The sequence below is a fragment of the Cohnella caldifontis genome (genome assembly GCF_029360585.1).
Taxonomy (GTDB): Bacteria; Bacillota; Bacilli; order Paenibacillales; family Paenibacillaceae; genus Cohnella; species Cohnella caldifontis.
The window spans coordinates 280,985-301,479 of sequence record NZ_JAQZSJ010000003.1 but is presented as its reverse complement, the minus strand read 5'-3'; the positions used below and the strand labels follow the sequence as shown (position 1 = coordinate 301,479).

The following is a 20,495-nucleotide window of genomic DNA, read 5'->3' as shown; positions in this document are numbered from 1 at the left end:
TCCTTTATCTCTTTATCGGTTCACTAGTGATGATGCTCCATGCCGGACATTCCGGCCATATCGTCCATGTCATGCTGATTGCCCAGATCCGGATCCGTATCCGTTTCCGCTTGGGCCGCCCCTCCGTGCGAATGGCCCGCACCGTGCGCGTACTTGTTCACGATCCGGTCGAACAGCCCTTCCGGGATCGAGGAATAATCCTGCGTGCCCATCGCGCCGGGCCGGGCCAGTTCGTCGTAGCCCTGATCCGTCAAGGCGGGAGCCGTCGCTTTGATCTGCTCCACCCAATGGTCGAATTCCTTCTCCGTCACGGCTCGCGCGTCGAAGCGCATTTTCGCGAAGTCTTCGCCGCTGAAGTTGGCGCCGGAGCCCATGTAGGTGCCCGGTTCGTCCGCCATTAGGTTCAGCTTCATCGCCATGCCGGACATCGTGTAGATTTGCCCGCCGAGCTGCGGGATCCAGAACGAGTTCATCGGCGCGTCGGACGTGAGTTCGAACCGCACGGGGACGCCGGCCGGAAACTCCACGTAGTTGACGGTCGCGATCCCCTGCTCGGGGTATTGGAACAGCCACTTATAATCGAGCGAGGTTACCTGGATGACCAGCGGCTCCGCTTCCGATTCCAGCGGCCTGGACGGCTCCAGAAGATGCGAGTAACGAACGGTAATGGCGGCCAAAATCGCGATGATGACGATCGGAATCCCCCACCAGACCGTTTCGAGTTTGGAATTGTGCTCCCAGTCCGGCCGATAGTCCGCCTTTCCGCCGTTCCGGCTGCGGTAGCGCCAGGCGAACACGAAAGCCATGACGATCACGGGTACGATGACCACCAGGCACAGAATCGTGGTGATGACGATCAAGTCCAGTTGATGCCGGCCCACGACGCCTTTCGGATTCAAGACGATCATCCGATCCGTGCAGCCGGACATGAGCGCCGCGAACCCAGCCAAGGAAAGGGCGGCCAGCATCCGGCGGAATCCCCGTGCGAGGTTCATAGTTTCAACTCCTTCAGCTTTTCTTTGAGAACAAGATAACAGAATCCGCAAGCAAATAAACCCCCGTTAACAATTGCGTCAACGAACCGACGCAATTTCGCTATACTTTGTTCACCGTTTCGACGAGAGTGTGATTTTGGCAAACAAAAAAAACGTTCCCCGCCCGGCTTCATGCGCCGTACGGGGAACGCTTCGTTCTGATTACGGGAAGGTAAAACACCGTCTTCCGCGGGGACGTTTATTCTGCGGTCAGCGAATATCGCGCCCGATCCGTCGTCATGATCCTCCCGCCTTCGGCCGTTTCGGTCACGGTCAAGCCATCGATCGGAACGACGTAGCTGTCGCCGGGAAGCGGCGCCTGCTTGCCGTTCGCGAGGATGGTGCCGGGGCCGTGCAGCACGAAAGCGGGACCGCCGGTATATCCGTCGATCGAAGGCCTGTCCGGCCGGTACCCGATCTCCAGGAGTTTCATGCGGATTTGGTCCGTATCGCCGTCTTCTTCTTTATGGATTCGAATATACTGGTTTGTCCGATCCTGCAGCCAGTCCTTGACGGTACGCACGGCAGGGTCCATTACCGCTTCCATGGCCACGGCCTCCTGTTCCGATCCATCACCCGGCGCCGTTCCCCCTGCACCCCGCCGCCTACTCCGCGTCCTGCTTGCGGAATTCGCTGCGGCTTGCCGGATTGTTTTCCGTTCCATACACGATTTCCGTCGCGCTCTCGGCATCCAGCTCCGGCGCCGGCAGCTTATTGCCCTCCGTCGTCTGGACTTCCGCCTTCGTTGCCCGATTGCGGGATTTCTTCGCCATGATCGTAGCACCTCCTTGGTCCTGCTGGGGTTAGCATCGGTGACTCTCCGCGGTTTTATGCGGTAAAGGCGACAAAACGCTTATGGCCGTCCAAACATAAGAAAACCGTCAGGGTGAAATTCGTCTCTGACGGTCCTTTGTTTCGTGCTTCTAAAGTCACTCTTCAGCAACTTTCCTACTTACATCCTCAATCCTCTACTCAAATGAACATGACCATTGGGATCCGTTTGTTGGTTGATCCCGCCTTCCTGCCCATGCGGTAACGTTTTTCACCGAATCTCCATCCTTCCCGTCACGGGTTCCGATTCTAACGGACACCGCAGCCGCTATTGGATCAAATCCCCTCATTTTCAAAACGTAACGGACACCACGGCCCTTATCCGTAACCTTTTACGGATATACGTGGGGTTTTTCCCCCAATAAGCGCAACTGTGTCCGTTAAAATGCGATTTGCCGAGGAGCGCCCCTGATAGCGTCCGATGTGTCCGTTAGCCTTACCCCCTCAGCGAATGGGGCAGCCGGCGTCGGTCGCTCTAAGAAAGAAATGGAGCATGACTTCACCCCGAATCGTCAAGTTGGAGACATACCGGTTCATCCACCGCCTTTCGTCAGTTGCTATCCAGTATTTGTTAATTGTGCGGGTTAGGTGTATTTGCCTTGCTCAAAAGTCGGTAAAAAAGTATTTGACATAGTACGCTGATAGGATCGAAAAAAAACAGCCCGGGTTAGGGCTGTTCCTCCGTTGTTCCGTATGAATAGGGCTCGAACCGAAATCCGCCAGTTCCCCAGGGTTACTCCCGGATCGGCTTGCGGTCCGGCTCTTCCTGCATCCGATGCATCAGCGGAACGATCGTTCCGAACAGGAGAATCTGCAGGCCCCCGATCAAGAAACCGATTCCGACCATCAAACCCAGGTTTCCGTCGTTGAACTCCGCCAAGTTGGCCAGGCAAAACACGATGCCGAGCGCGACGACGATCGCGGAAATCCATTTGAGCGAACGGGACATTTGACGTTGGACCACGGTGTTCACCTCTTCAGCTGAAAGCGCTATTTGTGAATATTTTATCACAAAGATGTGACGATTTATAGTCACAATCGTTTTCTTTTATCAAAAATCGTCCGGGAGGTTCTCAGACTTCAGTCCAGGTCAAGCGGGTACGAAAGACGGTTAACGGGACCGGAAAAAGCCGGTAAGATGGAGGAGACCGTTGAAGGAAACGGATATTATCCGTGAGGAAGGGACAAATTCATGAGATTAAGCATGAAAACGTTGGCCGGCGCCGTACTCGTGCTGCTCGGCGTGAGCATCCTGATTTCGAGAAGCTGGGGGGCAACCGCGAGCCCCGAGGCAACCTATGCCAAGACCTGGGTTTTTAACGACCAGGCGCTGAGAGATCTGAACATTTACAGCGATCATAAGGTGAAAGTCACCTACGTGACCGGATCTGGCGAAGAAAATTCCGTATCCGTCCAAGGCAAAGGTTCTTCCCGTCTGGCGAATGCGGTTAAGCAGACCGATATGTCCGGCAGCGGCAAATTAAGGCTGGATTTGCGCGAACCGAGACGCGGTTTCTTCTGGTGGATCGGCAACACTTTCGAGCGGGGGGAAGCGGAGATCGTCGTGAAAATGGCGGACGAAGATCGGCTGGAGCGATTCGGATTGCACGGGGATTCCGGCAGCGTCGCGGTATCCGGCGTCCGCGCGGAGTCCGTGGAGATCGCGGCCGACTCCGGCGGCGTGGACATCCAGGAAATCACGTCCGGCAAGCTGGACGTGAAGGCCGACTCCGGGAGCGTGCAGCTCCGGAACTTGACGGCCGACAAGCTCAGCGTGAAAGCCGACTCCGGCAGCATCAAGGGCAGCGGAATCCATGCCGACACGGCCGTATCCGCCGATTCCGGCTCGATCCGGCTGGAGAACGTGACCGGCCCCATCCGGATCCATGCCGATTCCGGCAGCGTCAAGCTGTATCGGGAAGATACGGCCGATACCGATATCGAGGCGGATTCGGGCAGCATTTACGCCAGCCTGCCGTCCTCGTTCGCGGGGTATTTCGACCTCCGCTCCGATTCCGGTCGCATATCCGCCCCGTCGGTCACGCCGGAAACGAAGGACCGCGTCAAAGCGCACACGGACAGCGGAAGCATCACGATCGAGCTGAAACCGTAAACTCCCCGTTAAATTCGCGGGTTGAAGGCAATAAGAGGTTTTAAGAATAGGCTATAATAGGATATGATATAGTAGGAGCCGTTGATGGAAGGAGGTTCGGTCGTGTACAGTTATCTGGCGATCATCGAAATGGGATTCAGCCTGGTCTTATTCCTGTCGGCATGGCTGGCCGCCCGGCAGGCGTTGCGCCTGCGGCGAAGCGGCACGGCGGAAAGGCTGCACCGCAAGACGCGCAAGCTGCTGTTGCGCACCGGACTCATGACGGTTACGGCCTTCATCGTATTCGGCGCGGTAATCGCCATGGTATCCGCTCTGCCCTCCAGATTCTGGGAGGACCGGCTGACGCTGAACATGCCGCTCATCGGAGCCCCGCTGCTCGCGGTGTGGTTCACGACGGTCCCCATGCTGTGGACCCTCCGGAAGCAAACGGAGCGAACCGGAGGCGTGCTTGACCGCTCCGCGATCCAGCAATTGGGCAGCCGTTTGTTCGTTCTCCCTTACCAGGCCACGGCTCTGGGGGCAGCGACTTCATTCTACATTACCGTAATTTCGCCGATCCCTTACGATAAGTTGAAACTTTCCGCTCCGCTTATGGTATACGTCGTGGTGATGATCGGGCTCTGGCTCCACCATGACCGCCGTTTGACGCCCATCCGCGAATGGCTTCGCAGCCGTCATGAGGAAGACGCGGCCGATCCGGCCAATTTGCAGTTGACCGATCCGGAAAGCGAGCCAAGACCGAGGTATTGAATAGGTAAAACGCTTCGCCAAGGCGAAGCGTTTTTGTTTGGGGTTGCGGAGGCCTCAAACGCTCCGTTCGAGATCGTCCCGATACAGCTCGTAAGCCGCGTGGTACTCCATGATTCTCGCGACCTCGCCGATGAAATCCTCCCCGTAGCCCGCCCGGCGGAGCAGGTGGAAGCCCATTTCCATGCCGGAGGCGATTCCGCCCGCGGTCATGATCCTCCCGGCGTCCAAGACGCGGGCCCGGCTGATTCGGGCGGCGGGGGCGATTTCGGCGAGCCTGTCGATCGGCACCTTGCCTATGCCCGACGCCTCCAGGCGGTCGGGTTCTTTGCGGTTCGTAGCCCCGATGCCGTCCAGCAGCCCCATGCGTCCGTAAACCCAGGAGCCGGTACATACGCCGGTGAGCAAACACGTCTCGGGAAGAGACCCGATAAAACGGTGCAGGCGCGCGTTATGCATTTCCTGGCGGGTGCCGAAGCCCCCCGGGATCGGGAACGCGTCCATGTGCGGGGCGTCCTGGAAGCCGTAATTCGGAAGCACGGTCAATCCCGCCTGCGTCTGTACCGGCCGGAGCGCATCCGCCACCAGGAAAGCATCCAGTTCGGGGTCCAATCTCCGGGCCACCGAGAACACGCCGTAAGGGGCCGCGTAGTCAATGATCTCCGCGTCTTTGAACACGTACACGCCAAGCCGGAATCCGGGTTTTACGCTCATTTCGTTTTCCCGAGCCGAAGCCCGTTCGGCTCCTGCACGGGCTGGTCATGCGCAAAGACCGGGTGCTGAACGCCCCGGCCCGCGCTTTGCGCAGCAAGCTGCGCTCGTATTTCCAACCGAGCCCGGCGGGCTGATCAGAACCCCATCTCCGACGCGTACCGTCCCCAGTGGGGGCTGCTGCCGTCGGCGTCGGTGAAGCCGTAATCGTCCGACAACCCCCAGGAGGTCAAATGGCTTCCCGTTCGATCCATGACGTTCGGGTCCGCGGCCAGCGCCGCCACGCCCCTTCCGACGAAGAACGGCGTTTCCGACATGAGGAAATGCGGGTCTTTCGCGGCCGCGTCCCGCCAATTATCCTCCGTGACCCCGAAATGCTCCAGCATTTCCTCCGAGCGGAGAAAGCCCGGCGTCACCGAAACGGCCGCGATGCCGAACGGTTTCAACTCCTCCGCCATGCCCTCGGCCAGGTGGATGCCCGAAACCTTCGCCAAGCTGTAGTACAGGTTGCCGCGGTAGCGATAGTCGTAGCCGTCCGTGATTTCGACGATCAGTCCGCTCCCTCTGGCCGTCATCAGCGGCACGCCGTAATAGCTGGTGATGAGATGGGTATGGACGGCCCTCCGCTGCATCAGGAGCCCGTCTTCCAGGGACGATTCCCAGAACGGTTGACCCCATGCCGTCAGCTTCTCCCCGCCCCAAATGTCGTTCACGAGAATATCCAGTCTGCCCCCCTGCTCCTCCCGGACGCGTTGGAACAGTCCCGCCACTTCCTCGGGGACCGAATGGTCCACCCTCACGGCAATGCCTTGCCCGCCCCGGGACGAGACTAGCTCAGCCGTGTCCTCGATCGTCTCCGGACGGCCGAGGTCGGACGCGCGTTCCCGCGTGCTTCGGCCGGTGCAATACACGATGGCCCCGAGGGCTCCCAATTCCGCCGCGATCGCACGCCCCGCGCCGCGGGTCGCGCCTGCCACGACCGCCACTTTTCCTTTCAGCGTTGGATGGTTCATCTTGTCGCTCCTCCTTCAATCTTGCGAAAATCGGTTCGCTCCGCCATTGTAAGCTTAGGAATATGACAACTTGTGTCATCTTGATATGTTACAATTCGGATAAATGATGCATGTTGCGAAATGAGGGGTTCGAAACCGATGAAAGCGGAGCGTCTGCTGTTCATCTTGTCGACGATGCAAGCGGAGGGGAAAGTGACGGCGCGCGGGCTCGCCGAACTGCTGGAAGTGTCGGAGCGGACGATCCTGCGGGATCTGGAGGCTTTGGCGGCGGCCGGGATTCCCGTGTATGCCGAAAGGGGATACCAGGGCGGCTGGTCGCTGCCGGAGGGTTATCGCAGCCGGCTGACGGGGCTCACGTCGGAGGAAATTTCGGCGCTGCTGATGCTCGGCTCGTCCGGCGCGGTACGGGACTTGGGACTCTCAGGCAGCGCCCGGGAAGCGCTGCGCAAGCTGATGTCGGCGCTGCCCGCCGCGGTCCGGCACAACGCCGAAATCGCCCGGCAGCGGATCCACGTGGACGGAGCCGGTTGGCGCGAGCCGTACGGCAAAGACGCGGAGGCGGAGCCGTTGGCCGCGGTTCAGCAAGCCGTGTGGGAGGATCGCAAGCTGCGCATCGTGTACCGAGCGCTGGATTCGGAGACCGGCAAGATGAGGGTCGTCTGCCCGCTCGGCTTGGTCGTTAAAGGGAGCTTGTGGTACATGGCCGCGCAGACAGAAGAAGGGGACATGCGCACCTACCGCGTGTCGCGGCTGGCGGCCGTCGAGCCGTTGGACGAAACCTTCGAGCGGCCGCGGGATTTCGACCTGGCGGGTTATTGGGCGGAGTCGACGGCGCGGTTTCAGGCCACGCTCCCGCGGTATCCCGCTTCCGTCCGGATCGCCTCCCCCCACTGGCCTCGTTTTGCCCGGGAGCGGTACGTCAGCGTTCAAGCGGAAACCCGGCTGGAGAACGGGTGGGTACAGGCCGACGTGGCGTTCGATACGCTGGAGTCGGCATGCGGGATCCTGCTCGGCTACGGGCGTTACGCGGAAGCGCTGGCGCCTTCGGAGCTGCGGGAGGCGGTTAAGTCCGAGGCGGACGCCATTCGATCGTTATACGGATGAACGCGAGCCAGGCTGCCCGAACGACGAACGTTCGCGGCAGCCTGGTTCGCGTTTGCGGCGTTTGCTCGATTTCCGGTCGATGCTCCTTTTCGAAAGCGTTCAGCACCGAGGCCAGCAGCCCCGGAAAACGGGCCTCCAAATCCTCCTTCCGGAGCGACGGAAGCTTGCCGTTAAGAAACGGTCGGCGGCGTCACGTTCAAGCCCCCGCGTGCTCCAGCCGTTTGGTCGTCTGCAGCTGCAGCACCTCTCCTTTCACGAAAGGAACGGGGCGCCGGAACAGCGGACCGTCGAACACGTAGGTATGGTATTCTCCGCCTTCGCCCATCGGGCATACGTTCTCGCGGAGGATATCCTCGTAGAAGGTTCGGTCGACCTCCCGCCCCAGCCAGTCCGGGGTCAAAGCGCCGTCCTTCACCCGGATGACGACGGCGCGGTAGCCCGATTGAACGAAGGCAAGCAGCGCGTCGCGCGTATCCTCCGGCTTCATCCACAGCGGATACAAGGGCGCAAGACCGGCGTCTGCCGCCACGCGGGTGCCCCAATCCCGGTGCTCCTGGAGGAATAGATCTCCGAACGCGATCGCGTCTAGCCCGTATCGCTCCTTCAAGTTTTTCAGAGCCGACAAATAGTCATCCGTGTAGGATTCCACCTTGCAGGAGATGATCTCGAGCGGCAAACCCAGCGCATCCGCCTGCTCCCGGATCCGTTCCTCTTTCTCCCCATGGCCGAACGTGCGCCCGGTATCCTCCGGCAGCGTCGTAATCAGGCAGGCGACTTCTTCGCCTGCTTCCGCCAGTCGATGAAGTACCATGCAGCAGTCTTTGCCTCCGCTCCAGGAGAGCGCGATTTTCCGTTTCATTTTCCAGTTTCACCGTCCCAATTGAAGGATTTTCCATGTGCTCGTCGAATCGTTCGGATATCGATGCCAGGGAGGAATATCCGATGTCCGAATCCGTTATCGCCGTCCGCAAAATCACGCAAGTGTCCGTCAAGGTCACCGACGTAAAGCGGGCGGCGTCCTTCTACACGCGTTTGCTCGGCCTGCCCCTGCTGTTCTCCCAAAGCAACATGGCGTTGCTCGATTGCGGGGGAATCCGCCTGCTGCTCGGCGTTCCGGAGAACGCCCAGTTCGATCATCCCAGTTCGACGATTTATTTTCAAGTGGACGATCTGTTCGAAGCCCATCGCAAGCTGGAAGACCAAGGGGTCGAATTCCTGGGCAAGCCGCATAAGGTTGCCGAGTTCGGCGGCTACGCCGTCTGGATGGCGTTCTTCCGCGACCCGGACGGGAACGTACAGGCGTTGACGAGCGAAATCCCGGTCGCCTCGGGATCGTAAGCTTGAGGATGCCAAGTTCAGCCATTCCGCCGTCTCGATGGCGTTCTTCCGCGGCTCGGACGGGAACGCGTTGGCGTTGTCGAGCTAAGTCCCGGGCGACTCGGGAACGTCAGGCAAGGATGCCGGAAACACACCAGCCGCTTTCCCGCTCTTTGAAGGTTCCGTCGGTTTCCCACTGTCCGCAACGGGTCCGCTCTATCCTCCCGCCAACCGATTCACCCCCGTCCGTTCGCGGACATATGGTGTGAGCAGGAGGTGCGCGGATGCCGCAAAAACGGATCATCGTGGATCTGTCGGACCGAAGGCTGTATCTGTTTGACGGGGATAGCCTCGTTCGGAGTTATCCCGTAGGAATCGGGCGAATCGCCACCGCGACCCCGACCGGCAGCTTGCATATCGTCTCCAAGTCGCCGAACCCCGGCGGTCCTTTCGGCGCTTACTGGATGGGCCTTTCCAAGCCCCATTACGGCATTCACGGCACGAACGACCCTTCTTCCATCGGCAAGCGGGTGTCCCACGGCTGCATCCGGATGTACAACCATGACGTCCTGGATCTGGCCGGGAGGGTCTCTATCGGCACGCCGGTCACCATCCGGAATTGACGCACGGCAAGCCGGATGGCAGACTGGTGGTAAGAAGGAGGCTTATCGGATGAAGATATTGGTGGCGGGAGCCGGTGCCGTCGGAGGCTATCTCGCGGCGAGGATGCTGGAGACGGGTGCGGACGTGACGCTGCTGGTTCGGGAGAACCGCAGGAAGCGGCTGGAGGAAACGGGGCTGTGCGTGCGCAGCCCGCTCGGCGACTATACGGGGCGGCCCCGGTTGATCACGGCCGGGGAGGAGGCAGGCCCTTTCGATCTCGTCGTGATCGCCATGAAAGCATACGGACTGGAAGGCGCGCTCCGGGATCTTCGGCCGTATGTCGGAGAGCAGACGGCGCTGCTGCCTTTTCTGAACGGCATCCGGCATATGGAGCAGATCGCCGCGGCTTTCCCCGGACGGCCTCTGCTGGGCGGCGTGGCGAGAATCGAGTCGACGTTGGACGAGTCGGGGCGCGTGCTGCATTTGGGGAGCTACCACAGCTTCTCCTTTGGCCGCTTCGGCGCCATGTCGGACGAGCGTTACGGGGCCTTGCGGACGGAGCTGTCCCGGATCCCGATCTTGCGGGAGCATCCCGACATCGTGCGGGATCTGTGGGAGAAATACCTGTTCATTAGCGTATTCTCCGGCCTGACCACCTTGTTCGACGCGACGGTCGGCGAGATCCGCGATGTCCCGGACGGCAACGGGATCGTCTGGTTCGAGCGGCTGTTCGCAGAAGTGTCGGAAGCGATCGCTCGGGCCGGCGGCAGGCTGGGCGAAGGCGCCGCGGGGAAGATGCTGCAGACGATCGCGGGCATGTCGCCCGGCAGCAGCGCTTCGATGCACCGCGACCTAAAGCAGGGGCTGCCGACGGAGGCGCATCACATCCAGGGGTACCTGCTCGAGCTCGCCCGCCGGCACGGGGTGCAGACGCCATTGCTGGAGACCGTCTATCAAAGGCTGGTCATCTATGAAAACAATCGGCCCAAGTCCCCGTGAGGGACTTGGGCTTATTTGGCTGGCGAGGAAAGCCCGTTGTCGGGCTCGTTCATTGAATGGAGCAAACCGAACTTCTTCTTCTAGCCAGTCTCAATCGCTTATAGCCTCGGGGATCGCGGGGGATACGGGACATTTTACGCTCTTCCTGATTGACGGGGATATCCCCGTCGGTCAGGAAGGTGCCGGAAGCGTTAAGACTGTCTCGCAGGCTTAATCCATCCGGTATCCCGAGGACGCGAGGCGTTAAGCCTGTCTGGCAGGCTTAATCCACCCGGAATCCCGAGGGCGCGAGGTGTTAAGCCCGTCTGGCAGGCTAAATCCACCCGGGATCCCGAGGACGCGAGGCGTTAAGCCCGTCTGGCAGGCTAAATCCACCCGGAATCCCGAGGACGCGTGACGTTAAGCCCGTCTGGAAGGCTAAATCCACCCGGAATCCCGAGGGCGCGAGGCGTTAAGTCGGTCTCACCGACTTAAACTCTCCGGAGTCGCGTGACTGAGGGACGTTAAGTCGGTCTCACCGACTTAAACCCTCCTGAGTCGCGTGACTGAGGGACGTTAAGTCGGTCTCATCGACTTAAACTCTCCGCATTCACGTGACTGAGACACATTAAGCCGGTATCACCGACTTAAACTCTCCGCATTCGCGTGACTGAGAGGCGTTAAGTCGGTCTCACCGACTTAAACCCTCCTGAGTCGCGTGACTGAGGGACGTTAAGTCGGTCTCCTCGACTTAAACTCTCCGCATTCACGTGACTGAGACACATTAAGCCGGTATCACCGACTTAAACTCTCCGCATTCGCGTGACTGAGAGGCGTTAAGTCGGTCTCACCGACTTAAACCCTCCGCGCAGACACGAAGGGACGAGCATATAGCCCGTCCCTCCACATTGCTTCCGCTACCGGCTGGCTCCGCCGCCGCCGGAGGAACCGCCGCCCCCGCGGCCGCCTCCCCAGCCGCCTCTACCGCCTCCGCCGGAGGACGAACCCCGGCTCCGGAGCAGCATGTTGAGAATTCCGTAGGTCACGGCCCCGCCCGTGAATTTGAAATCCAGGAAAATCAGCAAAATGATGACCGCGCCGCCGATGACCTTCGCGGGCCATGGAAGGGAGCTCCAGAAGCCCTCCTCATCGCTTTGCCCGGACTGCAGAGGCGGCAAATTCCCGGAGCCGATCACCGATGACGCGTCGATTCCATATTCGGCGGCCATTTCGATGATCAGCGCGCTTTGCGTCTGGAAGAAGGCGGCGTCGAGCTGTCCGGAGTCCCGATTCGGGACGAAATACTGGTCCAGTATGGCCCCGGCCTTGCCGTCCGGAATTCGGCCCTCCATCCCGTAGCCCACTTCGATGCGAACGTGGTGCTCCTGATTCTCGTACAGCAGCAGTACGCCGTCGTTGCGCTCTTTGCTCCCGAGCCCCATTTGGCGGAACCTCTGGACGGCGTACTCTTCCAGCGTGCTCCCGCCCAGGTCTTCCACCGTGACGACGCCGACCTGGGCCGTGCCCGTCTGGTCATGCAGCCAGACGGCTTGGCCGTACAATTGGTCCCGGGTCTCCGGGGAAAGGATGCCGGCGTCATCCTGCACGTAGACACCGTACCTGGGGTCCGCTTGCGCCGCCCAGGCAATGCCGCCCGTGGCCAAGAGCAGCAGCAAAGCCGCCAGGCCGGCCGCCGCAAGGGACTTCAGCCGTCGGAACGCCATGTCAGAACTTCACCTCGGGGACCTTTTCCGCCCCTTCCGCGGCTTGGAACAGCGACTTCTTCTCGAAGCCGAACATGCCGGCGAATATCGCGGCCGGGAACTTGCGGATTTTCATGTTGTAATCGGTGACCGCGGCATTATAGTCTTTGCGGGCGACCGCGATGCGGTTCTCCGTGCCGGACAGCTCATCCATCAGCCGAGTGAACTGCGCATCGGCCTTCAAATTCGGGTAATTCTCGACCACGACCAGCAGCCGGGACAACGCGCCGTTCAATTCCGCGTCTGCCGCCGCCTTCTCGTCCGCCGTCCCGGCGCCCGCCAGGCGGGACCGCGCGTCGGCGATCGCGGTCAGCACTTCCGTCTCGTGGGCCGCATAGCCCTTCACCGTGCTGACCAGGTTCGGAATCAAGTCCGCCCTTCGCTGCAGGTTCACGTCGATGTCCGCGAATTTGTTGTCCACGGACGTTTCGGCCGAGACGAGCCGGTTATACGAGCCGATGCCGGTGAATACCAGAATCAGCACCACCGCTGCGATCACAACCAAAGTTAGCGTCGAACGTTTCATGGTCCATTCCTCCATCGTCTTTTCGATCCGTTGCATATGTAGCCAAATACGCAACGCTTGCCATGCGGTTTCACCCATCCCCAACCGCGGCCGATCCGGCACTCGTACCCGCCGGCAGCGCTCCTCCAAGTGTACCACTATGCTATACTGGCGGTAAAACCAGGAAAAGGAGCCCCTTGATCATGCCGGATTGGTCGTACCGCACGCTGTTCCGCCCGCTGCTGCAGCGGATGTCGCCGGCCGCCGCGCGTTCCCTCACGCTCGGGGCCATGGGAACGGTCAGCCGACTGCCCGGCGGACGGCTGCTGATCCGAACGCTCGGCCATGTGGAGCCTTCACCCCTGCTGGAATCGAGTATCGGCGGCGTCACGCTGTCCGCCCCGGTCGGATTATCGGGTGAAGTCGATCCGAACGGCGATGCGGAACGGGCGCTCGCGCTGCTGGGCTTCGGCTTTCTCGAAATCGGGCCCGTCGTCCCCGAAACTCCTTCTCCTTCGCGCATGCCGGCCCGGCTCGCCATGAACCGCGAGCGGGAAACGATCCTTTACCCGGACGGTCCCGAGACGGTCAATCTGCATGAAGCAGCCTCCCGGATCGGTAATCAGGCGCACGGCCTTCCCGTGTTCGCCCGCATCGCGCCGGCCGTCGACGTTAGCCCCGATAAAGCCGCAGCGCAGATCGAGCGTTGCATCGCCGAACTGAACGAAGCCGGAGCTGCGGGATTTTCCGTCCAGCTTCCGGTTAACTGGCTGGACAATCGGCCTTCCGAAGAACGCAGCGATTGGATCCGCCTGATCGCGGATGCGGCCAGCGCTTACAGCCCAAGAAAGCCGCTGCTGATGTACCTGCCTGCCGACTACCCGGACGACCGGACGCTCGAGCTGGTCCGGATACTGAGCGCCTTTCCCGCCTGGACCGGCATCGCGATCGGCCTCGGCCGCGACGAAGCCTCCGGCATGCTGGCGGCGGGTCCGGAACCACTCGAAGCCGTCTGCCGCAAAATCCGGCTCGTCCGATCCGCGACGCCCGATCCATTCGTCATCCAGGCCGCGGCGGGCATACACGAACCGATCGACGCGCTTCGCGCCATGGAGGCCGGGGCGGATCACGTCCTCCTGAACAGCGGCTTCGTCTACGCCGGCCCGGGGCTTCCGAAACGGATCCAAGACGCGATCCTTCACGAGAAGGTCAAGCGTACGCCCGAGCCGCAATCGCCTCCATTCTGGAGGAATTGGGGCTGGATGTGCCTGCTCGGGATCGGCATGATCCTCGGAGGAGCGATCGCCTGGCTGATCGCCGTCTCCTCCGTGCTGCTGCCTTACGACGAGAAGTTCCTGGGCATGTCGCGATCGGACCTGCAGCATTTCAATCCTCACCTGCTGCATTTCATGTCGCACGACCGAATTACATTGGCCGGCACGATGATTTCAATCGGGATTCTCTATTATCAATTGGGCAAGCATGGGCTGAGCCGAGGCCTCCATTGGGCGAAAACGGCCGTGTTCGCGTCATGCGGGATCGGATTCCCCAGCTTTTTCCTGTATTTGGGCTACGGCTTCTTCGACCCGCTGCACGCCGCGGCGGCGGCCGTTCTGCTGCCGATGTTCCTGTTGTCCATGCGCGGCAACCCGGACCGACCGGACCGCGAACCGGCCAACTTGCGCGGCGATCGGACCTGGCGGCGGGCCGTCTGGGGTCAGCTTTGCTTCGTCGTGCTCGGGGCCGCCCTGGCCATCGGAGGGCTGACGATCGCCGGCGTCGGCGTCACGAAGGTGTTCGTCCCGACGGACCTCGCTTATCTCGGCGTAACCGCCGCCCAGCTGGACGCGTTCAACCCGCGGCTCATCCCGCTGATCGCGCACGACCGCGCCGGCTTCGGCGGAGCGCTGCTGGCCGATGCCGCCGCGCTGCTCGTGACGGCCCTTTGGGGCATCCGGCAAGGGGCCCGCTGGCTATGGAAGACGCTCCTATACGGCGGCACGCCCGCTTTCGTCGCCGCGCTGAGCGTGCATTTCGAAATCGGGTACCGCGACTTCGTCCATTTGCTGCCCGCCTATTTCGCCGTGTTCCTGTACGTTGTCGGGTTGATTCTGATTTACCCCTATATGATGAGCCGCCCCGAAGCTTACGCCTCCGGCTCCCCGGAATCCGGCTCCGCCGCCCAGGCAGCCGCCGCTTCCGCTTCGGCTTCCCGCTGAGCCTGCAGCTGCTTCATCCGCTCCAGCACGACCGAAATGTCATCCGGCTGAAGCAGCTCCACCGGGGACAAGCCCCGGTCGAAGGTGAACGAGTCGCCTTCGATCAGGACGACATACCGTCCGTTAAAGCTGGCCAGATGGACGGACTTGCCGTAATCGGCCATATGGCCGCGGATGGCGACGCCGTCCAGCTTCATTTTCAGCTCCAGCTCCGGCTGGAAAGCCGTCAGGCGCGCTGCCGCCTCCAGCACCCGCTCGTGCGCCCAAAGCTCCTGCAGCTCCCGCTTCTCCGAAGCGGACCAGAGCTCGAACTGCTTGCGCTCCTGCGCCAATTCCGCGGGCTCCCACTCCGCCGCGCCTTCTTCCGCCAAAGCCGCTGCCGCAGCCGCCTCCGGCTCCGGGGCGGACGCCAGCACCTCGGGCCGCTTGGCCTCGATGTACTCCGCGAACATTTCGGCCACCTGGTCGCTGACGATTTCGGGCTTGGACTTCTCGTACGACACGTACTTGAGGAAATCCTCGAAATACCGGGCATGGGAAGCCTGGTGGATTTTCAGCTCCCACTCTTCCAGCATCCCGGGCTCCGGCATGTGCGGGTACATGATCGACTTGATGTTGCGGCCGTTGATCGCCATCTCCACCTTGGAAATGAGGCTGCGCTCGTCGGACACGCGGACGATTTTGTTCTCGAAGTCGCATTTGAGGATAAACAGGAACGGATCGTCGAACAGCTCGTTCATTTTGGCCAGCGTAACGATGAACGCCCCGCCCCGCACGGCGCTGGCGTCCAAGTAGACCCGGATCAGGTCGTCGCACATCGCGTGGAACTGCTCCTTGTCCTGCGCGGTGCGGATCCGCTGGAACAAATTGTAGTTCGGGTTGCTCGAAAGCTCGTGCCCCGGCTCCACGAGGAAACGCCCGATTTTGGTCGGCACGGCGTCGCTGATCGGATTGATCTCGGCTTTACGCTTGCCGATCCGGGCGAACTCCCCGTTGAGGAACGACCTCAGCTCGCTGTCCAGGTACTCCTCGTGCGTCAGCGTCTGAAAATGCTTGTACCGCTTGGCGGCGGAATCGGCCTCCGCCTCTTCGGATTGAATCACGAAAAAAGACAAGTATTGTACGGCGAATTTCATGCTCGTTCGGCGATCTCCTTATTCGAGAAATGGCGGTATTCCTCATTCTAAAACAGCCCGCCGCAAAAAAGAAGGCGAAATCCGCGTTTCGCCCGCGATCCCGCAGCCGGGATGATGCAACTTAGCCCGCCCCGGCATCGTTACATTGCAAGAAGTCCATTTCCGAGTTGCTTCAGTGGAGGACGCCATGAGAAAACGATGGTTCGCTTGCCTGTTCGCCGCCGCGATCTTGTCCGGCTGCACCCAAGAAACGCCCTCATCCGATTCCACCCCGCCGGAAGAAACCATTCCGCTGCATTTTCAAGCGGCGGCGGTCGGGCAGCAGGTCCAAGCGGTCTCCGAAATCGTGCCGAAAACGATCCTGAAGCGGCTGAACCTGCCGTCCGGGACGATCCTCGTATACGCCAAAGAGAACGATCCCAGCCTGCACGGGGCTTTCGAATCCGCAAACGCCCATTACGATTTGGGCGTCGTAGGAGACTTGCCCGCGACAATCGACGATGAAACGCTGTCCATCCAACCGATGGAGCTTTTCGGCAAATCGTTAATCCGGATCAAAGGCGTGTTCGGAGCGAATGCCCCGGTTCAAAATTATTACGCCATCGACAATGGAGGTCTTTCTCCTTTTCTGAGGATCGATACCGGTCACGCGGCGGAAACGGACTTGGACGGCGACGGGACCGCCGAGATCGTCTCCACCCACGGGACTCCTGCCCAAACCTATCTCTATAAATGGAGCGAGGGAGCGTTTACGGTCGCGGACGTGAACGAGGCGTTGGGAGCGGTGTCCGTGTACTTGAATGACAAGCATCAGTTCGAGGCTTTCTATTCCCAAGACCGGCCGATCGAACGATACGAATATCGCTCCGGAGGTTTGCGGCAGGCACGGGGTTCGTCGGATGCCGATGCTTCCGTTTCGGTCGGCTCGCCGCAGGTACCCGCGGAAACCCCCGCCAACGTCGAGCCTGTCGCAGCGCTGCCTGAGCACGGCGTCTATCTATATCCGGGAGCGCAGGATGGCGTCATCTTGCAAATCGGCGAGCGGCGGCAGCAGATGGATTGGAATTACACGACCCCCAGGCAAATCATGCCGGTTCTGAGCGTAGCGGATTACGACCAAAATGGTGCGGAGGAGCTGGCGGCGATCCTGAATGTAGGTTCGGGAACGGGGGTGTCCGTGTATGAGCTGCACGTGGTGGAGTGGGAAGGCGCGGCCGAAGTCGGTGACGCTCCGTTTGAAGACCATGTTTTTCGAACGGAAGATTACTTGGCTCAACTGGGGAAAGTGATCGGATTCCGCAAGGCGGAAAAGAACGGGGAATGGATCGGTCGGATCGCCGTCGGAGGCGAGACCCATGACGTCAGCCTGAAGCCCTTCGATCGGGAGTTCGGCGCGGACAAAATCCAAAATCGGGCGGGGTTCGGCAGCATCGTGGGGTTCGAGGCGGATAACGGCAAGTTGGCGATAAGCGCCGCGATCGGCTTGGTTATCGGCGGAGTCGCGGAGCCGCAGTATTTCGGCACGGTCGAGGCGGACGTGCGCTACGCGTCGGGATCGTTCCGGCTGGACCGTTTCCGGTTTGTCGCCGATCCGTGACCGCGCAACGGCCGGATACGCGGGCCAAGCCGGGCGAATACTGTTACCTGAGGTGATCCGCGACCATGAACGCGCAAAGAGCCGAAGAAATCGCAAGCTCTCCCGAATTGGTGGACGTCTCGTACTACGGGATCCCGGTCTACATCCAGCACGTGGACGCCGAGGCGGGAACGGCCCGCATCTTCCCCCGGGAAAACCCGGAGGAGGAGCAGACCGTGCCGCTGGACGCGTTGTCCGAAGATTTTCCCGAGGCGGAGCTTCCCGATCTTCCGTTCGTGTAATCCGCGCTTACGAAGGGAAGGGCGACCCATGAGTCGCCCTTCCTTCCATTCGCTGCCGCGGCCCTGATCTCAGGAGCCGATGTAGCGATCGTACAGCGTTCTTGCCCGCGCCGATTCCTCCGTGCCCTGCACGAGCACCCGGCCGTCCGGGAACAGCACCAGCCTTTCGCCTTCCGGCAGCTCGGCCCGCAGCAGGAACGGATTGCGGCTTACGGCGCAGACGGGAGCCAGCCGCCGCTCCCACGCCTCCAGATCGAGCGGGCGCCCTCCCCGGATCTGTACCGTGTCCCGCCCGCAGAGGGTCGATGCCTCGTCTTCGGAAGCCGCGAGCGAAGGGTATTCCCGCCGGCCGCAGGTCGGACAATCTTTCTTGGGACCCGGGAGCTTCAGGTTCATCGACTGGTAAAACCAGACCTCCAGCGACAGCAGCCCGCCGCGCCTCGCTTCGGCGTCTCCGACCAGATACTTCAGCGCCTCGACCGCTTGATAAGAAGCCACGATGTCCACGATGGGCGCGATAACGCCGACCGTATCGCAGGTTTGCCCGCCGCTGCCGTCGCCGGATCCGATCAGGCAGCGCAGGCAGCAGGTTTCCCCGGGAATCAGCATCGCGGTCATGCCTTGCGCGCTGACGGCCCCCCCGTACACGAAGGGGATGCCGCGCTTGAAGCAGGCATCGTTCAGCAGCAGCCTCGTACGGAAATTGTCCGTGCCGTCCAGCACGAGATCGATGCCGTCCAGCAGTTGCTCCGCGTTCAGCGCCGTCACGTCGCTCACGACCGCCTCCAGCTTGACGTCCGAGTTGACCCGCGCCAGCTTGCGCTCCGCGGCCATCGCCTTGGGCAGCGCCGCGGCCGCGTCGTCCTCGTCGTACAGCATTTGGCGCTGCAGGTTGCTGAGTTCGACGTAATCGCGATCTACCATCCGCACCATGCCGACGCCGGCGCGGACCATATGGCTGGCCAGCACCGTGCCGAGCGCCCCCATCCCGACGACGAGCACCCGGGAGGAGGAGATTTTGCGCTGTCCTTCCGGACCGATGGGCTTGAACAGCATTTGTCTCGAATACCGCGCGTTCGAGCCGGTGGTCATGTCTGGAAAATCCTTTCCCGCTGCCGTCTTCGATAAGGTTCGGCCGCCGGCGTCATCCGCCGGAAACGGCCTGCAAGACCCGCAGCTTGTCCCCCGGCCGGAGCGGAATCCCGAGATCGTCCAGCCAGGCGACGTTATCGTCATTATAATAGAGCAGCACGTGCTCGCGCACCTGGCCCCGCTCATCGTACACGTGCACCTTGAGCAGGGGATACGTCTCGATCAGCCGGCGAAGCGCCTCTTCCAGCGTATCCGCCTCGAGGGAGAAGCGGGACCGGCCGCCGGTGCAATCGCGCAGCAGCAGCGGCACGCTGACTTCCAACCGCATCGCGCCTCCGTCCTCCTTCAATCCTCCACCAGCCAAGGCTTCACGCACAAAATGCGGGACAGCTGCCCCGGGAGGCGGTTCCAGTTCCGGCCGCGGTCGAGCGAAGCGTAGACCTCCCCGGACGTAGTCCCGAAATACAGGCCGTACGGATCGAACGCGTCCACGGTCATGGCGTCCCTCAGCACGCTGACGTGACGCGGCTCGTCCGGCATGACGTCCCCGATCGGCGACCAGCGGCTCTCTCCCCGATGCATGCCGTAAACGAGCAGCTTGCCTTCCGCCACCGCCCGCTGCTCGCTGCTTTCCAGCGGAACGAGGAACAGGTCTCCGTTCGGAGCGACGGAGATCGGAAAACCGAACGGCGCGTCGTTTTCCCGCAGCGTCACCCCGTCCTCGATCGTGAACCAGGAGTCTCCGCCGTCCGTCGACTTGAACACGCCTCCGTGCTCCTGCATGTACAGCGTATCGGGATCGAACGGGTCCAGCACCATTTTGTGCACGCAGTAGCCGACTTCCTCCTGCGGCTGACCGGTCGGTACGCGGGCCAGGCCCTGGTTGCGGGGCGTCCACGTCTCGCCGCCGTCCTCGGTGCGGAATACGCCGACCGCGGACATCGCCACCCACATGCGCTTCGGATTCCGCAGGTCGATCAGGATCGTGTGCAGGCACATGCCGCCGGCGCCCGGATACCAGCCCGGCCGCGTCGGGTGCTTCGTCAAGCCGTCCAACTCGCGCCACGTCGCCCCTCGGTCGCGGGTGACGAACAGCCCGGCCTCCTCCGCGCCCGCGAACAGCGTGTCCGGTTCGGAAGGGTGACCCTGCGCCAACTGCCAGATCCGGTTCAAGCGGAAGCCCGATTCCGGCGAATAGGACGGTCCTTGCTCGATCTGCGTCCAGGTTTCGCCGAAGTCTTCGGACACCCGGATCGTCGCCCCGTAGGCGGCGTGCGACGTACCGGCGAAAATCCGGTTCCCGTGCCGGCTGTCCCCGAGCACGCTGTACGCTTCCCATCCCGGCAAATACGGGCCTTTCAAGCTCCATTCCTTGCGCTCGGCGTCCGAGGTATACAGGAATACCCCTTTGTTCGTGCCGACGAGCAGTACCATGCGTTTGGCCAACGGAA

General features: G+C 61.5%; 22 protein-coding genes. 9 read left to right on the top strand and 13 right to left on the bottom strand.

Going from position 1 to position 20,495, the window contains the following annotated elements:
• Positions 1-23: 23 nt before the first annotated feature.
• The 4 genes from cyoA to PTZ19_RS07175 form a co-directional block, all read right to left on the bottom strand.
• Positions 24-995, bottom strand: a complete 972-nt coding sequence (cyoA, locus tag PTZ19_RS07190; protein WP_422614976.1) for a ubiquinol oxidase subunit II — start codon at positions 993-995, stop codon at positions 24-26.
• A gap of 238 nt (positions 996-1,233) precedes the next feature.
• Complete coding sequence (gene ymzB / locus PTZ19_RS07185; protein ID WP_276353409.1) at positions 1,234-1,581, bottom strand: protein YmzB; 348 nt, start codon at positions 1,579-1,581, stop codon at positions 1,234-1,236.
• A gap of 58 nt (positions 1,582-1,639) precedes the next feature.
• Positions 1,640-1,807, bottom strand: a complete 168-nt coding sequence (locus PTZ19_RS07180) for a hypothetical protein (protein ID WP_276353408.1) — start codon at positions 1,805-1,807, stop codon at positions 1,640-1,642.
• A 791-nt stretch (positions 1,808-2,598) separates the two neighbouring features.
• Entirely contained in the window at positions 2,599-2,829 is a 231-nt protein-coding gene (locus PTZ19_RS07175; RefSeq protein WP_276353406.1) for a hypothetical protein, read from the bottom strand.
• Positions 2,830-3,057: 228 nt separating this feature from the next.
• Here PTZ19_RS07175 and PTZ19_RS07170 point away from each other — a divergent pair, with 228 nt between their 5' ends.
• Entirely contained in the window at positions 3,058-3,978 is a 921-nt protein-coding gene (locus tag PTZ19_RS07170; protein ID WP_276353404.1) for a DUF4097 family beta strand repeat-containing protein, read from the top strand.
• 102 nt (positions 3,979-4,080) lie between these two features.
• Positions 4,081-4,728 carry a hypothetical protein gene (locus PTZ19_RS07165; RefSeq protein ID WP_276353403.1) on the top strand — a complete coding sequence of 216 codons (648 nt, stop codon included), beginning with the start codon at positions 4,081-4,083 and terminating at the stop codon, positions 4,726-4,728.
• A gap of 54 nt (positions 4,729-4,782) precedes the next feature.
• Here PTZ19_RS07165 and PTZ19_RS07160 read toward each other — a convergent pair whose 3' ends face one another.
• Positions 4,783-5,439: a DJ-1/PfpI family protein gene (locus PTZ19_RS07160; protein WP_276353402.1), complete on the bottom strand. Its 657-nt coding sequence runs from the start codon at positions 5,437-5,439 to the stop codon at positions 4,783-4,785.
• A gap of 134 nt (positions 5,440-5,573) precedes the next feature.
• Positions 5,574-6,449: an SDR family oxidoreductase gene (locus PTZ19_RS07155; RefSeq protein WP_276353400.1), complete on the bottom strand. Its 876-nt coding sequence runs from the start codon at positions 6,447-6,449 to the stop codon at positions 5,574-5,576.
• 138 nt (positions 6,450-6,587) lie between these two features.
• On the opposite strand from PTZ19_RS07155, the gene PTZ19_RS07150 reads away from it, so the two are divergent.
• Positions 6,588-7,553 (top strand): helix-turn-helix transcriptional regulator, encoded by a 966-nt coding sequence (locus tag PTZ19_RS07150; RefSeq protein WP_276353398.1) that lies wholly within the window; start codon positions 6,588-6,590, stop codon positions 7,551-7,553.
• A gap of 196 nt (positions 7,554-7,749) precedes the next feature.
• Here the strand turns inward: PTZ19_RS07150 and PTZ19_RS07145 are convergent, their stop codons facing one another.
• Positions 7,750-8,412 (bottom strand): Dph6-related ATP pyrophosphatase, encoded by a 663-nt coding sequence (locus tag PTZ19_RS07145; RefSeq protein WP_276353396.1) that lies wholly within the window; start codon positions 8,410-8,412, stop codon positions 7,750-7,752.
• 83 nt (positions 8,413-8,495) lie between these two features.
• Between PTZ19_RS07145 and PTZ19_RS07140 the strand changes: the two genes are divergently transcribed.
• The 3 genes from PTZ19_RS07140 to PTZ19_RS07130 all read left to right on the top strand — a co-directional run bounded on the left by PTZ19_RS07140 (position 8,496) and on the right by PTZ19_RS07130 (position 10,472).
• Positions 8,496-8,891: a VOC family protein gene (locus tag PTZ19_RS07140; protein WP_276353394.1), complete on the top strand. Its 396-nt coding sequence runs from the start codon at positions 8,496-8,498 to the stop codon at positions 8,889-8,891.
• 263 nt (positions 8,892-9,154) lie between these two features.
• A complete protein-coding gene (locus PTZ19_RS07135; protein ID WP_276353393.1) occupies positions 9,155-9,493 on the top strand; it encodes a L,D-transpeptidase in 339 nt (112 codons plus the stop codon).
• A 49-nt stretch (positions 9,494-9,542) separates the two neighbouring features.
• On the top strand, positions 9,543-10,472 hold the full coding sequence (locus tag PTZ19_RS07130) for a ketopantoate reductase family protein (RefSeq protein WP_276353392.1): 930 nt from the start codon (positions 9,543-9,545) through the stop codon (positions 10,470-10,472).
• A gap of 896 nt (positions 10,473-11,368) precedes the next feature.
• Here the strand turns inward: PTZ19_RS07130 and PTZ19_RS07125 are convergent.
• Positions 11,369-12,175 carry a TPM domain-containing protein gene (locus PTZ19_RS07125; protein ID WP_276353390.1) on the bottom strand — a complete coding sequence of 269 codons (807 nt, stop codon included), beginning with the start codon at positions 12,173-12,175 and terminating at the stop codon, positions 11,369-11,371.
• A 1-nt stretch (position 12,176) separates the two neighbouring features.
• Entirely contained in the window at positions 12,177-12,740 is a 564-nt protein-coding gene (locus PTZ19_RS07120) for a LemA family protein (RefSeq protein ID WP_276353387.1), read from the bottom strand.
• 182 nt (positions 12,741-12,922) lie between these two features.
• On the opposite strand from PTZ19_RS07120, the gene PTZ19_RS07115 reads away from it, so the two are divergent.
• Complete coding sequence (locus tag PTZ19_RS07115; RefSeq protein ID WP_276353386.1) at positions 12,923-14,938, top strand: dihydroorotate dehydrogenase; 2,016 nt, start codon at positions 12,923-12,925, stop codon at positions 14,936-14,938.
• Here PTZ19_RS07115 and PTZ19_RS07110 read toward each other — a convergent pair.
• Positions 14,866-16,074 (bottom strand): DUF3900 domain-containing protein, encoded by a 1,209-nt coding sequence (locus PTZ19_RS07110; protein WP_276353385.1) that lies wholly within the window; start codon positions 16,072-16,074, stop codon positions 14,866-14,868. The two genes, PTZ19_RS07115 and PTZ19_RS07110, sit on opposite strands and share 73 nt — an antisense overlap.
• 187 nt (positions 16,075-16,261) lie before the next feature.
• Between PTZ19_RS07110 and PTZ19_RS07105 the strand changes: the two genes are divergently transcribed.
• Both PTZ19_RS07105 and PTZ19_RS07100 read left to right on the top strand, forming a co-directional pair.
• Positions 16,262-17,671: a hypothetical protein gene (locus PTZ19_RS07105; protein WP_276353384.1), complete on the top strand. Its 1,410-nt coding sequence runs from the start codon at positions 16,262-16,264 to the stop codon at positions 17,669-17,671.
• A 65-nt stretch (positions 17,672-17,736) separates the two neighbouring features.
• Entirely contained in the window at positions 17,737-17,952 is a 216-nt protein-coding gene (locus PTZ19_RS07100; protein ID WP_276353383.1) for an H-type small acid-soluble spore protein, read from the top strand.
• Positions 17,953-18,021: 69 nt separating this feature from the next.
• On the opposite strand, the gene PTZ19_RS07095 is transcribed toward PTZ19_RS07100, so the two are convergent.
• The 3 genes from PTZ19_RS07095 to PTZ19_RS07085 are packed head-to-tail and all read right to left on the bottom strand — an operon-like array spanning position 18,022 to position 20,490.
• Positions 18,022-19,044, bottom strand: coding sequence for a ThiF family adenylyltransferase (locus PTZ19_RS07095; RefSeq protein WP_276353382.1), 1,023 nt, complete (start codon positions 19,042-19,044; stop codon positions 18,022-18,024).
• A gap of 52 nt (positions 19,045-19,096) precedes the next feature.
• Positions 19,097-19,372, bottom strand: coding sequence for a MoaD/ThiS family protein (locus tag PTZ19_RS07090; RefSeq protein WP_276353380.1), 276 nt, complete (start codon positions 19,370-19,372; stop codon positions 19,097-19,099).
• A 17-nt stretch (positions 19,373-19,389) separates the two neighbouring features.
• A complete protein-coding gene (locus PTZ19_RS07085) occupies positions 19,390-20,490 on the bottom strand; it encodes a WD40/YVTN/BNR-like repeat-containing protein (protein ID WP_276353378.1) in 1,101 nt (366 codons plus the stop codon).
• Positions 20,491-20,495 lie beyond the last annotated feature (5 nt).

Bases quoted from the DNA above. Each gene is read 5' to 3' on its own strand.
- cyoA (WP_422614976.1), bottom strand. From the start codon at position 995: ATGAACCTCGCACGGGGATTCCGCCGGATGCTGGCCGCCCTTTCCTTG.
- ymzB (WP_276353409.1), bottom strand. From the start codon at position 1,581: ATGGAAGCGGTAATGGACCCTGCCGTGCGTACCGTCAAGGACTGGCTG.
- PTZ19_RS07180 (WP_276353408.1), bottom strand. From the start codon at position 1,807: ATGGCGAAGAAATCCCGCAATCGGGCAACGAAGGCGGAAGTCCAGACG.
- PTZ19_RS07170 (WP_276353404.1), top strand. From the start codon at position 3,058: ATGAGATTAAGCATGAAAACGTTGGCCGGCGCCGTACTCGTGCTGCTC.
- PTZ19_RS07160 (WP_276353402.1), bottom strand. From the start codon at position 5,439: ATGAGCGTAAAACCCGGATTCCGGCTTGGCGTGTACGTGTTCAAAGAC.
- PTZ19_RS07155 (WP_276353400.1), bottom strand. From the start codon at position 6,449: ATGAACCATCCAACGCTGAAAGGAAAAGTGGCGGTCGTGGCAGGCGCG.
- PTZ19_RS07150 (WP_276353398.1), top strand. From the start codon at position 6,588: ATGAAAGCGGAGCGTCTGCTGTTCATCTTGTCGACGATGCAAGCGGAG.
- PTZ19_RS07145 (WP_276353396.1), bottom strand. From the start codon at position 8,412: ATGAAACGGAAAATCGCGCTCTCCTGGAGCGGAGGCAAAGACTGCTGC.
- PTZ19_RS07140 (WP_276353394.1), top strand. From the start codon at position 8,496: ATGTCCGAATCCGTTATCGCCGTCCGCAAAATCACGCAAGTGTCCGTC.
- PTZ19_RS07135 (WP_276353393.1), top strand. From the start codon at position 9,155: ATGCCGCAAAAACGGATCATCGTGGATCTGTCGGACCGAAGGCTGTAT.
- PTZ19_RS07130 (WP_276353392.1), top strand. From the start codon at position 9,543: ATGAAGATATTGGTGGCGGGAGCCGGTGCCGTCGGAGGCTATCTCGCG.
- PTZ19_RS07125 (WP_276353390.1), bottom strand. From the start codon at position 12,175: ATGGCGTTCCGACGGCTGAAGTCCCTTGCGGCGGCCGGCCTGGCGGCT.
- PTZ19_RS07120 (WP_276353387.1), bottom strand. From the start codon at position 12,740: ATGAAACGTTCGACGCTAACTTTGGTTGTGATCGCAGCGGTGGTGCTG.
- PTZ19_RS07115 (WP_276353386.1), top strand. From the start codon at position 12,923: ATGCCGGATTGGTCGTACCGCACGCTGTTCCGCCCGCTGCTGCAGCGG.
- PTZ19_RS07110 (WP_276353385.1), bottom strand. From the start codon at position 16,074: ATGAAATTCGCCGTACAATACTTGTCTTTTTTCGTGATTCAATCCGAA.
- PTZ19_RS07105 (WP_276353384.1), top strand. From the start codon at position 16,262: ATGAGAAAACGATGGTTCGCTTGCCTGTTCGCCGCCGCGATCTTGTCC.
- PTZ19_RS07100 (WP_276353383.1), top strand. From the start codon at position 17,737: ATGAACGCGCAAAGAGCCGAAGAAATCGCAAGCTCTCCCGAATTGGTG.
- PTZ19_RS07095 (WP_276353382.1), bottom strand. From the start codon at position 19,044: ATGACCACCGGCTCGAACGCGCGGTATTCGAGACAAATGCTGTTCAAG.
- PTZ19_RS07090 (WP_276353380.1), bottom strand. From the start codon at position 19,372: ATGCGGTTGGAAGTCAGCGTGCCGCTGCTGCTGCGCGATTGCACCGGC.